We start from the raw sequence: 14354 nt of genomic DNA, 5'->3' as shown, positions 1-14354 counted from the left end.
GCAGAGAGGCAGGGCAGTGCGCACACCAGAGATCTTCGTCCGGGGGGTCGGCACGTTCGTCCCGCCGACGGTCAGCGTGGAGTCGGCCGTCGCGCAGGGGCTGTGCACGCCCGAGCACGCCAAGGTCCACGACATGCTCGGAGCGGCGGTGGCGGGCGACATCCCCGCCCCCGAGATGGCGCTGCGGGCGGCGCGGGAGGCGATCACGCGCGGCGGGCGCGGCACCGGCTCCCTGGGGCTGATGCTGTACGCCGACGTCTGGCACCAGGGCCCCGACGGCTGGTCGCCGCAGTACTACCTGCAGCACCACCTCGTCGGCGGCGACCTGCTGGCCGTCGAGCTGCGCCAGGGCTGCAACGGCGTGCTGAGCGCCCTGGAGCTGGCCGGCGGGTTCATGGCGGGCGACCCGCGGGGCCGCGACGCGCTGATCGTCACGGCCGACAACTTCGGCACCGCCCGGATGGACCGCTGGTGCTCGGGGCCGGACTTCGTGCTCGGCGACGCCGGGAGCGCGATGGTGCTCAGCCGCGAGCCCGGCTTCGCCCGGCTGCTCGCGGTGAGCTCGATCTCCGTGCCCGAGGCCGAGGAGCTGCACCGCGCGGGCACCCCGCTCTTCCCGCCGAGCGCCACCACCGGGGAGAGCGTCGACTTCAGCGCGCGGGCCGAGGAGTTCGGCCGGATGTGCGCGGCCGACACCGACCTCGCGCTCGCCTGGGTCATCGTGCAGCAGCGGATGATGCAGGTCCTCAGCCGGACCCTGGCCGAGGCGGAGATCAAGGTGGCGGACGTCACCCGCACCATCTTCACGAGCCTGTCCCCCGAGGCCGTCGAGCACCGGTGGATGGCGGTGCTGCGCATGCCCATGTCGACGTCGAGCTGGGACTTCGCCAGGACCGTCGGCCACCTCGGCGCCAGCGACCACCTGGTCTCCCTGGACCACCTGCTGTCCACCGGGGAGCTCGGTCCCGGCGACCACGTGCTCCTGGGCGGCATCGGCCCCGGCATCACCATCTCGTGTGCCGTCCTGAAGATCCTCGACACCCCCTCGTGGGTCTAGGACACCGCGTCGGAAGGGACACGGCCCATGGACTTCGGTCTCGGCGGCGCGCGCGGTGAGCGGCGCGACGCGATGTTCGACGGCGCGCGCAAGAGCCTGTACGAGGAGGACGGCCCGCCGCGGGAGCCGTTCACGCGCGAGCGCTGGCGGGCCGCCGCGGAGCTGGGCGCGGCCGGCCTGTGCCTGCCCGCCGGGTACGGCGGCGGCGGCCTCGGCGCCCTGGACACGGCGCTGTCCCTGGAGACGTTCTCCCGGGGCAGCGGCGACACCGGCCTGGCGTTCGCGCTGTCGGCGCACCTGCTGGCGTGCTGCGTGGCGGTCCGCGACAACGCGGACGACGCCGTACGCGCGGAGCTGCTGCCCGGCCTGGCCTCCGGCGCGCTGGTCGCGGCCAACGCCATGACCGAGGACGGGGCGGGCTCCGACGTGAGCAGGCTCGCCACCGTCGCCAGGCCCGACGGCGACCACTACGTGCTCGACGGCGTCAAGTCGTTCGCCAGCAACGCGCCCGCCGCCGACCTGATCGTCACCTACGCCACCACCGACCCCGGTCTCGGCTTCCTCGGCGTCACCGCCTTCGCGGTCCCCCGCGACCTGCCGGGCGTCACGGTGGGCGAGCCGATGGCGAAGATGGGCCTGGACGGCTGCCCGGCCGGCCGGGTGGAGTTCTCCGGCTGCCGGGTCCCGGCCCGGTTCAGGCTCGGCGCCGAGGGACGCGGCAGCGCCGTCTTCCAGGGCTCGATGGCCTGGGAGCGGGCCTGCCTGCCCGCGATCTACCTGGGGATGATGGAGGAGCAGCTCGGGCGCGCGGTGGAGCACGCGCGCGGGCGCCGCCAGTTCGGCCGCGCCCTGGGCGACTTCCAGGCCGTCTCGCACAAGCTGGTCACGATGAAGCAGCGGCTGGAGGGTGCGCGGCTGCTGCTCTACCGGGCGTGCTGGTCGCTGGACGAGGGGGACGCCGACGCGGCTACCCACGCCGCCCTGTCGAAGATCGCGGTGTCGGAGGCGGCCGTGGCCAACAGCCTGGACGCGATCCAGGTCCTCGGCGCGACCGGCTACCTGGGCGCCGCGGGCGTCGAGCGGCAGCTGCGCGACGCCGTGCCCGGCACGATCTTCTCGGGCACCACGGAGATCCAGCGGGAGTTCGTCGCCAGGGGGCTGGGACTGTGAGCCTGCACCGGCTCCTCGTCGACGCCGCCGCCCGCTTCCCCGGCAACCTGGCCCTGGCCGGCCCGGCCGGTGAGATGACCTACCGGGAGCTCGACCTGCGCGCCGACGCCCTGGCGCACGCGCTGGCCGGCGAGGGTGTGCGCCCCGGGGACCGGGTGGTGATCTGGGAGGGCAAGACGCCGCTCGCCGTCGTGGCGATGCAGGCCGTGCTGCGCCTGGGCGCCGCCTACGTGCCGGCCGGGGAGAGCGCGCCGGCGGCCCGGGTGGCCGCCCTGGTCCGCGACTGCCGCCCCCGCGTCGTCTGCGCCGGCGACGACCGCCTGGAGGCGCTCGCCTCCACCGGCGCCTCCGGGACCGAAACCGGGAGCGGGGACGGGTCGGCGGGTCCGCGTCTCGTGGACCTCGGCGAGCACCGGGAGCTCCCGGCGGGACCGCGGCCCGCGCCGGTCGACCATCCCGTCACCGGCGACGACCTGGCGTACGTGCTCTACACCTCCGGCTCGACCGGCGCGCCCAAGGGCGTGAGCGTCAGCCACCGCGCCGCCCGCGCCTTCGTGGACTGGGCCTCGGCCGAGCTGGACGCCCGCCCGGAGGACCGGTTCGCCAACCACGCGCCGTTCACCTTCGACCTGTCGGTGCTCGACCTGTACGCGGCCTTCTCCGCCGGGGCGACGGTCTGCCCGGTCCCGGCCGAGCTGGCCTACGCGCCCGCCCGGATGGTGGAGTTCCTGCACCGCGAGCGCGTCAGCGTCTGGTACTCGGTGCCCTCCGCGCTGACCCTGATGATGCGCGACGGCGGCCTGCTGGACGGGCCCCCGCCCGCCGCGCTGCGGGCGGTGCTCTTCGCGGGCGAGCCCTTCCCGATCGCGGGGGTGCGCGACCTGGCGGCCTGGACCGGCGCGCGGCTGCTCAACCTCTACGGCCCGACCGAGACCAACGTCTGCACCTTCCACGAGGTCGTCCCCGACGACCTGGCGCGCGACCGCTCCGTGCCGATCGGCCGCGCGACCTGCGGCGACGTCGTACGGGTGATGCGGCCCGACGGGCGCGAGGCGGGCGTCGGCGAGGAGGGCGAGCTGGTCGTGGAGGGGCCCACGGTGATGCTCGGCTACTGGGGACACGAGCCCCAGGCGGGCCCGTACCCCACCGGGGACGTCGTGCGGGTGCTCCCCGGCGGGGCGCTGGACTACCTCGGCCGCCGCGACCACATGGTGAAGGTCCGCGGCTACCGGGTGGAGCTCGGCGAGGTCGAGGCCGTCCTCGGCAGCCACCCGCAGGTGGCCGACGTCGCCGTGGTCGTCAGCGGCGAGGGCGCCGACGCGCGGCTGCGCGCGTTCGTGCTGCCCGCGCCGGGTGCCGCCCCGGGCGTGCTGGGGCTCAAGCGGCACAGCGCGGAGCGGCTGCCGCCCTACATGATCGCCGACGAGATCCGTCTCGTGAGCGAGCTGCCCAGAACCCGCAACGGAAAGATCGACCGGGCCGCCCTGAGCTCCGGGACCACGCCGTACGGCCATTCGTGAAGGAGACGCCCCTATGAGCACCGTCCTGTCCGAGCGGGAGATATCGGATCGGCTGATCGCCTTCATCCGGGAGCGGTTCCTGTCGGGAGACCCCGCCGGGGAGCTCGACGAGGACTCGCCGCTGCTGGAGTGGGGGATCCTCAACTCGCTCAACACCGCCCTGCTCGTCGCCCACATCCGCGACGAGATGGGGATCGACGTGGCGTTCGAGACGATCGACCCGCGGGCCTTCAAGAGCGTCCGCGGCCTCACCTCGGCACTCGTCCCGCACGCGGCCCCGGCCTGACCTCGCGTCCCCGGGGGCGGACCGTCCCCGGGGATCGCGTCGTTCAGGTCGCGACGGTGCCGCGATCGGCTCCGGCTCACGACCTCGGCGCGTGACCTCGGCCCGCGACGGTGCCGCGGTGCTCGGCGGTGAGCCGTTCCAGTTCCGGGACGAGCTCGTTGGGGGTGGGCATGGCCTCGATCTCCGCGCGCAGTCCTTTCGCGGCCTCGGCGAAGGAGGGCTCGCCCAGCAGGCGCAGCAGGTGCTCGCGCACCTTCTCGCCGCTGGCGTCGCGGCCGTGCATGACCAGCCCGGCGCCCTGCGCGGCCAGCCGCTCGGCCCGGAGCTCGTCGTCGAACATGAACGGCTCGATGATCTGCGGCACCCCCTGCCCGGCCATGGTGAGGAACGTTCCGCTCCCCCCGTGACTGATCACCGCCGAGCAGGTGGGGGCGAGGGCCTGGAGCGGGACGAAGGAGACCAGGCGGACGTTGGCGGGGACGTGGGTCAGCTCGGCCTGCTGCTTCTCCGGCAGGGTCGCGACGAGTTCGATGTCGAGGTCGGCCAGGCTGGTCAGGATCTCCTGCACGCCGACCGAGTAGCCGTCCAGGCGCTCGGTGGCGGAGGTGCCCAGCGTCAGGCAGACCCGCGGCTTCGACGGCGGGGTGTGCAGCCACGGGGGGACGACCGCGACCCCGTTGTAGGGGATGTAGCGCAACGGCACGTAGGTGTGCGGCAGGTCCAGCCTCAGCGAGCCCGGGGTCGGGTCGATCGTGAAGTGACCGCTGGTCATCTCCTCGGAGAAGTCCGTGCCCACCTTGGCGGCGCGGGCGCCGATCCAGGCGGCCATGGCGTCGCGCTCGCCGGGGCCCTGCCCGGCCAGGGCGCGCAGGTAGTGGCCGCGCATCCGGGCGAACAGGTCCAGGCTCCACAGCATGCGGGCGTGCGCCGCGCCGCACGCCTTGGCCGCGATCGCCCCGGCGTAGGTGACCGGCTCCCAGATCACCAGGTCGGGCTTCCAGTGCCGGCAGAACGCGGTCAGGTCCACGATCATGGGATCGTTCACCACCCGGGCCCACCACGGCACGAACTGCCCCCCGTACCCGTTCTTCAGGTACTCCCAGGTGAGCACCTCGGGCCGGTTCTCGGCCGGGTCGTAGGAGGGCTGCCGCGGCGCCGTCTGCGGCTGGTCCTTCGTCCGCCCGACCAGCCGGTGCAGGATGTGGTCCGTGCCGACCGGGACGGCGGTCAGGCCCGCCCCGGTGATGACGTCGGTCAGTTCGGGCTGGCTGGCCACCCGCACCTCGTGACCGGCGTTGCGCAGCGCCCACGCCAGCGGGACCATCCCCAGGAAATGGGTCTTCTCCGCGTACGCCGTGAAGAGAACGCGCATGACTCCCCTAATCGCTCTTGACGGGCCCCAGCGCCTGCGCGCTCAGGTAGTCGACCGCGTCGATGAAGGTGTACGGCTGCATGAAGCCGCCCGCGCGCACGTCGCGGTAGAGCCGCGCCAGCGGGTGGGAGGCGACGAAGGAGGCGCCGCCGATCAGGGTCTGGGCGTCGAAGACGATGGAGGGCGCCATCTGGTTCACCGTCATCTTCGCGCACTGGAACGGCGTCATCATCGCGGGCCCGCGCTCCTGCGGGTCGCCGGTGTCGTCGTAGGAGAGCCGGTCGGAGACGGCCAGGGCGGCCGCGACCGTGGACCTCATCGCGAAGAGCTTCGCGTCCATCTCGGCCACCAGCGTGCGGGCGCCGGCCGCGCCGGCCGTCCCCCTGCTCAGCAGGGTCGAGACGGCGATCTCGCGCGCCGACCGGGCGATGCCCGTGTAGATGCCGAGCATCGTGATCGAGCTCACCGTCTGGCCCGCGAGCATGGCGAGGTCCTGCTCCCCGGCCAGGCCGCGCAGCACCACGTCCTCGGGGGCGATGGGGCAGTCCTCGAACAGGATGTCCACGGTGCCCGAGGCCCGCATGCCGAGCCCGTCCCAGTTGTCCTTCACGGTCAGGCCCGGGGTGTCGCGGGTGAGGACCGCCATCGCGTACCGGGAGCGCTCGCCGGGGACGCGCGTCTGGGCGTACACCGCGAAGTCGGTCGCGATGGGCGCCAGGCTCACCAGCGTCTTGCCGCCCGTCAGCAGCCAGCCGCCGCCGTCGGCCGGCGTCAGGGTGGTGAGGCGCCGGTCGCGGGGGATGTCCTTGACGCCGGTGGGGACCACGGCGTCGCCAGAGCCCATGCCGCGCAGCAGCCGTTCGGCCAGGGCCCGCGCGTGGGCCGGACCGGTCCGCCACTCGTAGGTGAGCGTCAGCGCCCTGCTGAGCTGCATGTGCAGGGCGAGCGCCGTCGAGGCGTCGGCCTCGGCGACCTTCAGCAGCGCCAGGGAGACGTCGTGCAGGCGGTCGACGCCCAGCCCGCCGAGCACGGAGGGCACGGTGGCGCCGAGGACGCCGTCCTTGCGCAGGCCCGCGAAGACGTCGCGGGGGAACGTCCCGTTCCTGTCGTTGCCCGGGGCGGCCTCCGCGATCGCCGGCCGGTGCTTCTCGATGAGGTGGAGCAGCTCGCGACCCTCGGGCGTGATCGGCTCGAGGAGTTCTCCCTGCATCGCGGCGTCCTCGGTGTGCACTGTCATCGGCCCATCCCGCTTCCCCTCGTTCGCACGTCGGCCCACTGCCTTCGCATGCACCGCAAACGACTTTTCCGCTACCGGACGAAGAAATCAACCTTCAAATTATCCGTGCCCTCGAAAAAGGCCATTCGCATGGACATCGGAACCGCCGGAGAATAGCTTGACCCATCGATCACCCGGAACTAGCATCTGTCCCGCTGGCGAGACGGGGCCACCGCTTTCAGACGCGGTCGACGGCCGCCCGCCCGGCCCGAACAATTATCCAGGTAATCCCATTCAGCCGCGACGCCGAGTTGAAGGTGGAAGAACGTGCTCTTTCCCCACACCAAGACCAGAAGGACGCTGCTCCGTCACGCCAACCCGCCGGAGGGCCTCACGGCGCACGACCTCCTCCTCAAGGCCGGGCTGAACGACCTGCCCTCGGCCGAGGTGTTCGCCGCGCTGTACACCAAGGAGGTGTCCGCGCAGTTCACCGTGGAGCGCCAGGACACCGACCAGGTCGTGGGGTACGTCTCCTTCCACCACCTGGACCTGTCCGGCCGGCACGTGCGGGCGAGCTTCTTCACCGACCCGGTCTCCGCGGGCACCGGGGTCGGCGCGGAGGTCATGCTCCTGACGATCAACTACGCCTTCGCGATGTGGAACGTCAGGAAGATATATTTCTGGACCTCCGAGCCGGATTTCCAGATTCTGCACACGACCTTCGACACCGATCACAAAGAGGCGACTCTTCCCGAGCATCTTTACGATCGGGGCGAGCTGCGGGACGTGCATATCTATGCCGTCTACCGCGAGTTCTGGGAGGAGCACGGCGCCGATCTCCTCAACAAACTCGTGCAGTCGCCACTCCAGCGCCGGAACGCGGCGTCCGCCGATTCCGCCGATTCCGCCGATTCCGCCGAGACGCCGTCAGGAGAGCAGAGTTGACCGAGATGTTCGTTTCCGACCAGAAGAAGGACGTCCGCGAGCGGATCGAGCGCGAGGCGCTGAAGATCGTTCTTTTCAGCTCCAACGAGCTCGCCATCCCCGAGCTGACCGACCTCGGAGAGATCACCGAACCCAGCGAGCTGGGCAACCTCGACTCCTTCTCCATCATCCTCCTGATCCTCGCCCTGGAGGACGCCTACGGCGTTCCCCTCCTGGACGACATGGCCGGTTTCGGTGGCAGGAACTTCGACGATCTGGCGGATTTCGTCGTCGAACGCCTCCCTGGGCGAGCAGACGGTCCGGCATAGCGGTGAAGCACGGCTCGATACCGCTGACCGGGGGGAACGGTGCCGCCCCGGCGGCACCGGCGCCTCCCGAAGTCGTCTAGACGGCGTCTAGAACTCTCCCGTGACCTCTAGGGCAAACTCTCAGCCATCGACGGATCCGTCGAGGCGAAAGGGTGTGACAGACGTGACGACAGACGTGAACGGTTACCCGAGTCTTGCGACCACACATCACGGACAGGCCAGGCCGGCCCACAACGCGCGGATGGCACTGGACGCACCGGGTATGACCAGGAGAACGGCTCTCTCCCTCCCACCGAACATGTCGCTGACCGCCTGGAGCCGCCTGGGACGGCAGATCTTCATCATCTCCGACTCGTCCGCCTGGTGGCTGGGGGACTGGCTGATCTACGGCCAGGCCCAGTACCCCGACCGCTACAAGCGGGCGGTCGCCGAGACCTCCCTGGACTACCAGACCCTGCGCAACTACGCGTGGGTGGCCCGGCAGTTCAGCCTGTCCCGGCGCCGGGAGAAGCTCAGCTTCCAGCACCACGCGGAGGTGGCCAGCCTGCCCGAGCCGGAGCAGGAGATCTGGCTCAACCGCGCGGAGAAGGGCGCCTGGTCGCGCAACGAGCTGCGCCGGCGCATCAAGGCCGAGCGCAACGGCGGGATCACCGACGAGGTCACCCACATCCAGATGAACGTCATCGCCGAGCAGAAGAAGCGCTGGCAGGAGGCCGCGGAGAGCACCGAGCAGGACCTGCTCGTCTGGATGGTCTCCAACCTGGACCGGGCGGCGCTGGCGGCCCTGGAGGCCAGGGAGTCCGCCGCCCGGTCGGACGCCCTCCCCCAGTCCGCCTGATCCACCCGGGCCCCAGGGCCCGCCCACCGGACGGAGAAGACAGCTTGAGCCCCGATAGCGGCGACCCCTCCGAGGACGTCATCGAGACCGCCGTCACCACCGTCCGGGGATCGGAGAACCTCCGCCTCCGCTACCTGCCCGACAGCGTCCGCCTGCACGCCCGGACGGCCGGCTCCTCCCCCGCGATCACCTTCGTGGAGTACGGGATGCGCCGGGACACCGGCCGCCGGGAGAAGAGCGACCGGACGATGGGCTACGCCGAGCTGGACGAGCGGGTCCGCGCGGTCGCGGCGGTCCTGCAACGGCGCTGCGAGCCGGGCGACCGGGTGGCGGTGCTCTGCCCGCACGAGCCCGGCTACGTCGTGGCCTTCCTCGCCTGCCTGTACGCGGGTCTCGTCGCGGTACCGCTGTACGCGCCGGAGGCGCTGCGCAGCAACGAGCGGCTGCTGTCGGTGATGGGGGACTGCGCGCCGCGGTGCGTGCTCACCACCTCCGCGGTGCGCTCCTCCGTCCAGCGGCTGCTGGACGACATGAACGCCACCGGCACCCCCGCCGAGGACAGCGACGGCACCGGCGGCGCGCCCGGCCTGGTCTGCGTCGACGAGGTCTCCTCAAGCGAGGCCGGGCACTGGCGCAGACCGCCCATGGCGCCGGGCGACGTGGCGTACCTGCAGTACACGTCGGGCTCGACCGGCGCCCCGGCGGGCGTGCGCGTCACGCACCTGAACCTGGCCGTCACCAACCACCAGATCAGGGCGCACTGGCCGTCCTCGGTGATCGCCTCGTGGGTGCCGTTCTTCCACGACTTCGGCCTCGTCTGCGGGATCGTCAACCCGCTGGGCGCGGGCGCGCACTCGGTCAACCTCAGCCCGATGGCCTTCGTGCAGGACCCCTACCGCTGGCTGCGCATGATCTCCGACTACCGGGCCGACTGGAGCATCACGCCGAGCTCCAGCCTGGTCCAGTGCGTGCGCCGGGTGACCGGGGAACGCAGGAGCGAGCTGGACCTGAGCTCGCTGCGGCTGCTGACGATCGCGGCGGAGCCGGTGTACGCCGAGTCCACCGAGGCGTTCACCTCGGCGTTCGCGGCCGGCGGCCTGTCGCCCACCGCCCCCTCCCCCTGCTACGGCCTGGCCGAGGCGACCCTTCCCGTCAGTGCCCCGCGGGTGGGCGAGGGCATGACCGACCGGTGCTTCGACCGCGAGGCCCTGGCCGCCGGCGAGGCCCGCGAGCTCCCGCCGGGCAGCCCGGACACGGTGCGCATCGTGTCGTGCGGGACGCCGAGCCTGGGGGTGTCGGTGCGGATCCGGCACCGCGAGGACCTGGGCGCGCTGCCGGACGGCCGGGTCGGCGAGATCTGGGTGAGCGGCCCGAACGTGGCCGACGGCTACTGGAACCGGCCCGAACGGTCGGCCGCCGTCTTCGCCAAGCACCTCGTCGAGGCCGACGGCGACCTGCTCCCCGGCCCCTGGCTGCGCACGGGCGACCTCGGCTTCCTGCTGGACGGGCGCGTGCACGTGGTCGGCAGGGCCAAGGACATGATCATCATTCGTGGCCGTAACCACTACCCCGACGACATCGAGGCGACCGTGCAGGCCGCGCGGGACGCGGGCTCGGAGGTCGCCTCCGAGGGGTCGGCCGCCGCGTTCTCCGCCGGGATCGACGGTGAGGAGCGGCTCGTCGTCCTCGTCGAGGCCGATCCGGCGCTCCTGGCGGCCGGCGGGCCCGACCGGGAGGCGATCCTGCGCGACCTGCGCCAGGAGATCACCCGCCATCACGGCCTGACCGCGCACGACCTCGTCCTCGTACGGCGCGGCACCCTGCCGCGGACGACCAGTGGGAAGATCCGCCGTGGCGCCTGCCGCGAGCGGTACCTCCGCGGCGATCTCGCCCACTGAGCCGAAGCGGCTTCCCATCCGGAGGTGATGTTATGTCCAGGCCCCTTTACGTCTGGGACTATCTGCAGGAGTACGAGAACGAGCGGGAGGACATCCTCGACGCGGTCGACACCGTGTTCCGCTCGGGCCAGCTCGTGCTCGGCCGGGCCGTGCGGGACTTCGAGGCGGACTTCGCCGCCTACCACGGCGTCCCCCACTGCGTGGGCGTGGACAACGGGACCAACGCGATCGTGCTGGCCCTGCAGGCGCTGGGCGTCGGTCCCGGCGACGAGGTGATCACCGTGTCGAACACGGCGGCGCCCACGGTCCTGGCCGTCGACGCCACCGGCGCCACCCCGGTCTTCGTCGACGTGCACGAGGACACCTACCTCATGGACGTCGGGCAGGTGGAGGCGGCGATCACCGAGCGGACCCGCTGCCTGCTGCCGGTGCACCTGTACGGCCAGTGCGTCGACATGGAGCCGCTGCGGGAGATCGCCGTCCGGCACGGCCTGGTGATCCTGGAGGACTGCGCGCAGGCGCACGCGGCCCGCCACCACGGCCGGATCGCCGGCTCGATGGGCGAGGCCGCCGCGTTCTCCTTCTACCCGACCAAGGTTCTCGGCACCTACGGCGACGGCGGGGCGGCGATCACCTCCGACCCCCAGGTGGACGCGGCGCTGCGGCAGCTGCGCTACTACGGCATGAAGGAGCGCTACTACGTCGAGCGCACGCCGGGGCACAACAGCCGCCTGGACGAGGTGCACGCCGAGATCCTGCGCCGCAAGCTGACCCGGCTGGACGGCTACGTCGCGGCCCGCAGGGCCGTCGCCGCGCGGTACGCCGAGGCGCTGGCCGGCACCGACGTCGTCGTGCCCGCGGTCGCCCCCGGCAACGAGCACTCGTACTACGTGTACGTGGTCCGCCACCCGCGCCGCGACGACATCATCGAGGCGCTCAAGGCCTACGGCGTGTCGCTCAACATCAGCTATCCCTGGCCGGTGCACACGATGTCGGGGTTCGCCAAGCTCGGGTACGCCGCCGGGAGCCTGCCCGTCACCGAGGCGGCGGCCAAGGAGATCTTCTCGCTGCCGATGTACCCGTCGCTGACCGAGAGCGACCAGGCGATGGTGGTCGAGTCGCTGCTCAAGGTCCTGGCGGCCCTGTGACGGAGCGCGGCGGGAGCGGGCCCATGCGCGTGCTGTTCGTCAGCCACGCCGAGAGGACCCATTTCCTGGGCATGGTCCCGCTGGCGTGGGCGTTGCGCAACGCCGGTCACGAGGTGCGGGTGGCCAGCCAGCCCGAGCTGACCGGCGTCGTCACCGGGGCGGGCCTGACCGCCGTCCCGGTCGGCGCGAACCACATGCTGCAGCAGCTGCTCACCCACGCGGACGTCATCGAGCCGGACGCCCCGCCGCCGTTCGACATGGCGGAGGACCGGCCGGAGATGCTCACCTGGGAGTACCTGCGCCGGGGGTACCACGACGAGCTGGTGCCGTGGTGGTGGCGGGTCGTGAACGACCCCATGATCGTGGACCTGACGGACTTCTGCCGGCACTGGAAGCCGGATCTGGTGATCTGGGAGCCGGCCACCTTCGCGGGGGCGATCGCGGCCAAGGCGTGCGGCGCGGCGCACGCCCGGATGATGTGGAGCCTGGACCTGTTCGCCCGGATGCGCGGCCACTACCTGCGTGCCCTGGCCGAGCAGGGCCCCGGCGAGCGCGACGCCATGGCCGAGTGGCTGGGTGCCCGCGGCGCCAAGGCCGGTGTCGCCTTCTCGGAGGACATGACGACCGGGCAGTTCACGATCGACCACACGCCCGCCTCGCTGCGCCTGGACGTGCCGCTCCCCTACGTGCCGCTGCGCTACATCCCCTACAACGGCACCGCGGTCGTCCCCCCCTGGCTGCGGGTCCCGCCGGAGCGGCCCCGCGTCTGCCTGACGCTGGGCACCTCGGCCACCGAACGCCTCGACGGCTACTCGGTGCCCGTCCAGGACATCCTCACCAGCCTGGCCGATCTCGACATCGAGGTCGTGGCGACCCTGCCGGAGAAGCAGCAGGCCGAGCTGACGCACGTCCCCGGCAACGTCCGCCTGGTCTCCTTCGTCCCCCTGCACGCCCTCGCCCCCACCTGCTCGGTCGTGATCGACCACGGCGGACCGGGCACGGTGTTCACGGTGGCCGCCCACGGCGTGCCGCAGCTCATGACCCCCAAGCTGTTCGACGAGCCGGTCCTCGCCGGGAACCTGGCGGGGCGGGGGGCCGGGCTCGTCCTGCCCGCCCGTGACGCCACCGGCCCCGGGGTGCGCGAGCACCTGCTGCGCCTGCTGGGCGAGCCCTCCTTCGCCGAGGCCGCGGGAAGGCTGCGCGCGGAGATCGAGGCCATGCCCACCCCCAACGAGCTCGTCCCGGAACTGGAACGGCTCACCGCACTGCACCGCGGCACCGCCGTGAGCTGAGCGGCGCGCCACAGGAAGGAAAGACCATGCGGGTCCTGTTCACGTCGTACGCGGAGAAGAGCCACTTCCTCGGGATGGTGCCGCTGGCCTGGGCGCTGCGCAACGCCGGTCACGAGGTGCGGGTGGCCAGCCAGCCCGAACTGACCGACGTCATCACCGGGGCGGGCCTGACCGCCGTCCCGGTCGGCAAGAACCACGGGCTCGGCAGGCTTCTCCAGCTCGCCAAGGACACCGGCCAGGAGAAGGATTTCGACATGGCGGAGAACCGCCCCGAGATGCTCACCTGGAAGCAGATCAAGACCGGCTACCAGGGGCACGTCCTGTGGTGGTGCCGGGTGGTGAACGACCCCATGGTCGCGGGGCTGACCGAGTACTGCCGTCAGTGGGAGCCGGACCTGGTGATCTGGGAGCCGCTGACCTACGCCGGGTCGATCGCGGCCAAGGCGTGCGGCGCCGCCCACGCCCGCTTCATGTGGGGGCTGGACCTGACGGCCCGGATGCGCGGCCACTACCTGCGCGCCCGGCAGGAGGAGGGGGTCGCCACCGACGCGCTCGCCCAGTGGATGGGGGTGCACGCCCGGGGCTTCGGGGTCCCGTTCTCGGAGGACATGACGACCGGGCAGTTCACCATCGACTACACGCCCACCTCGCTGCGCCTGGACGTGCCGCTGACGTACCTGCCGCTGCGCTACATCCCCTACAACGGCGTCGCGGTCGTCCCGCCGTGGCTGCAGGTCCCGCCGACCAGGCCGCGGGTCTGCCTGACGCTGGGCACCTCGGCCACCGAACGTCTGGACGGCTACTCCGTGCCCGTCCAGGACATCCTCACCAGCCTCGCCGATCTCGACATCGAGGTCGTCGCGACCCTGCCGGAGAAGCAGCAGGGCGAGCTGACGCACGTTCCCGGCAACGTGCGCCTGGTCTCCTTCGTCCCCCTGCACGTCCTGGCCCCCACCTGCTCGGTGATGATCCACCACGGCGGCGGGGGCTCCTTCTCCACCAGCGTCGTCAACGCCGTCCCCCAGCTCATCCTCGCCGACATGTTCGACGCCCCCCTCAAGGGCGAACTCCTCGCCCGGCAGGGCGCCGGCCTCACCCTGCACAGCAGCCAGGCCACCGGACCCCGGGTGCGCGAACACCTGCTGCGCCTGCTGAACGAACCCTCCTTCGCCGAGGCCGCCCGACGCCTCCAGCAGGAGACCCACGCCACCCCCGGCCCCAACCAGCTCGTCCCCGAACTGGAACGACTCACCGCACTGCACCGCGGCACCGCCGTGAGCTGAGCGGCGCGCCACAGGAAGGAA

13 protein-coding genes are annotated in these 14354 nt (G+C 72.1%); 11 read left to right on the top strand and 2 right to left on the bottom strand.

The genetic code is table 11. From position 1 onward, the window contains the following. Window positions 1-16: 16 nt before the first annotated feature. The 4 genes from ACLQ2R_RS14225 to ACLQ2R_RS14210 are packed head-to-tail and all read left to right on the top strand — an operon-like array spanning window position 17 to window position 4033. Window positions 17-1057 (top strand): ketoacyl-ACP synthase III family protein, encoded by a 1041-nt coding sequence (locus tag ACLQ2R_RS14225; protein WP_425959950.1) that lies wholly within the window; start codon window positions 17-19, stop codon window positions 1055-1057. 27 nt (window positions 1058-1084) lie between these two features. Continuing rightward, window positions 1085-2227 (top strand): acyl-CoA dehydrogenase family protein, encoded by a 1143-nt coding sequence (locus ACLQ2R_RS14220; RefSeq protein ID WP_425959949.1) that lies wholly within the window; start codon window positions 1085-1087, stop codon window positions 2225-2227. Next, window positions 2224-3747 carry an amino acid adenylation domain-containing protein gene (locus ACLQ2R_RS14215; protein ID WP_425959948.1) on the top strand — a complete coding sequence of 508 codons (1524 nt, stop codon included), beginning with the start codon at window positions 2224-2226 and terminating at the stop codon, window positions 3745-3747. Before ACLQ2R_RS14220 ends, ACLQ2R_RS14215 begins: the two co-directional genes overlap by 4 nt. 13 nt (window positions 3748-3760) lie before the next feature. Further along, window positions 3761-4033: a phosphopantetheine-binding protein gene (locus ACLQ2R_RS14210; RefSeq protein ID WP_425959947.1), complete on the top strand. Its 273-nt coding sequence runs from the start codon at window positions 3761-3763 to the stop codon at window positions 4031-4033. Window positions 4034-4109: 76 nt separating this feature from the next. Here the strand turns inward: ACLQ2R_RS14210 and ACLQ2R_RS14205 are convergent, their stop codons facing one another. Continuing rightward, window positions 4110-5405 carry an activator-dependent family glycosyltransferase gene (locus ACLQ2R_RS14205; protein ID WP_425959946.1) on the bottom strand — a complete coding sequence of 432 codons (1296 nt, stop codon included), beginning with the start codon at window positions 5403-5405 and terminating at the stop codon, window positions 4110-4112. A 7-nt stretch (window positions 5406-5412) separates the two neighbouring features. Continuing rightward, a complete protein-coding gene (locus ACLQ2R_RS14200) occupies window positions 5413-6642 on the bottom strand; it encodes an acyl-CoA dehydrogenase family protein (protein ID WP_425959945.1) in 1230 nt (409 codons plus the stop codon). Window positions 6643-6948: 306 nt separating this feature from the next. On the opposite strand from ACLQ2R_RS14200, the gene ACLQ2R_RS14195 reads away from it, so the two are divergent. The 7 genes from ACLQ2R_RS14195 (at window position 6949) to ACLQ2R_RS14165 (ending at window position 14333) form a co-directional block, all read left to right on the top strand. Then, window positions 6949-7566 (top strand): GNAT family N-acetyltransferase, encoded by a 618-nt coding sequence (locus tag ACLQ2R_RS14195; protein ID WP_425959944.1) that lies wholly within the window; start codon window positions 6949-6951, stop codon window positions 7564-7566. After that, window positions 7563-7874 (top strand): hypothetical protein, encoded by a 312-nt coding sequence (locus tag ACLQ2R_RS14190; RefSeq protein ID WP_425959943.1) that lies wholly within the window; start codon window positions 7563-7565, stop codon window positions 7872-7874. Before ACLQ2R_RS14195 ends, ACLQ2R_RS14190 begins: the two co-directional genes overlap by 4 nt. A gap of 262 nt (window positions 7875-8136) precedes the next feature. Further along, complete coding sequence (locus ACLQ2R_RS14185; protein ID WP_425959942.1) at window positions 8137-8712, top strand: LmbU family transcriptional regulator; 576 nt, start codon at window positions 8137-8139, stop codon at window positions 8710-8712. Window positions 8713-8756: 44 nt separating this feature from the next. Then, a complete protein-coding gene (locus ACLQ2R_RS14180; RefSeq protein WP_425959941.1) occupies window positions 8757-10610 on the top strand; it encodes a fatty acyl-AMP ligase in 1854 nt (617 codons plus the stop codon). A 32-nt stretch (window positions 10611-10642) separates the two neighbouring features. Next, window positions 10643-11758, top strand: coding sequence for a DegT/DnrJ/EryC1/StrS family aminotransferase (locus ACLQ2R_RS14175; protein ID WP_425959940.1), 1116 nt, complete (start codon window positions 10643-10645; stop codon window positions 11756-11758). Window positions 11759-11781: 23 nt separating this feature from the next. Continuing rightward, window positions 11782-13050, top strand: coding sequence for an activator-dependent family glycosyltransferase (locus ACLQ2R_RS14170; protein ID WP_425959939.1), 1269 nt, complete (start codon window positions 11782-11784; stop codon window positions 13048-13050). Window positions 13051-13076: 26 nt separating this feature from the next. After that, complete coding sequence (locus ACLQ2R_RS14165) at window positions 13077-14333, top strand: activator-dependent family glycosyltransferase (protein WP_425959938.1); 1257 nt, start codon at window positions 13077-13079, stop codon at window positions 14331-14333. Window positions 14334-14354 lie beyond the last annotated feature (21 nt).

The sequence above is a fragment of the Streptosporangium sp. DT93 genome (genome assembly GCF_049844535.1).
Lineage (GTDB): Bacteria > Actinomycetota > Actinomycetes > Streptosporangiales > Streptosporangiaceae > Streptosporangium.
This window is presented reverse-complemented; position numbering and strand designations above follow the sequence as displayed.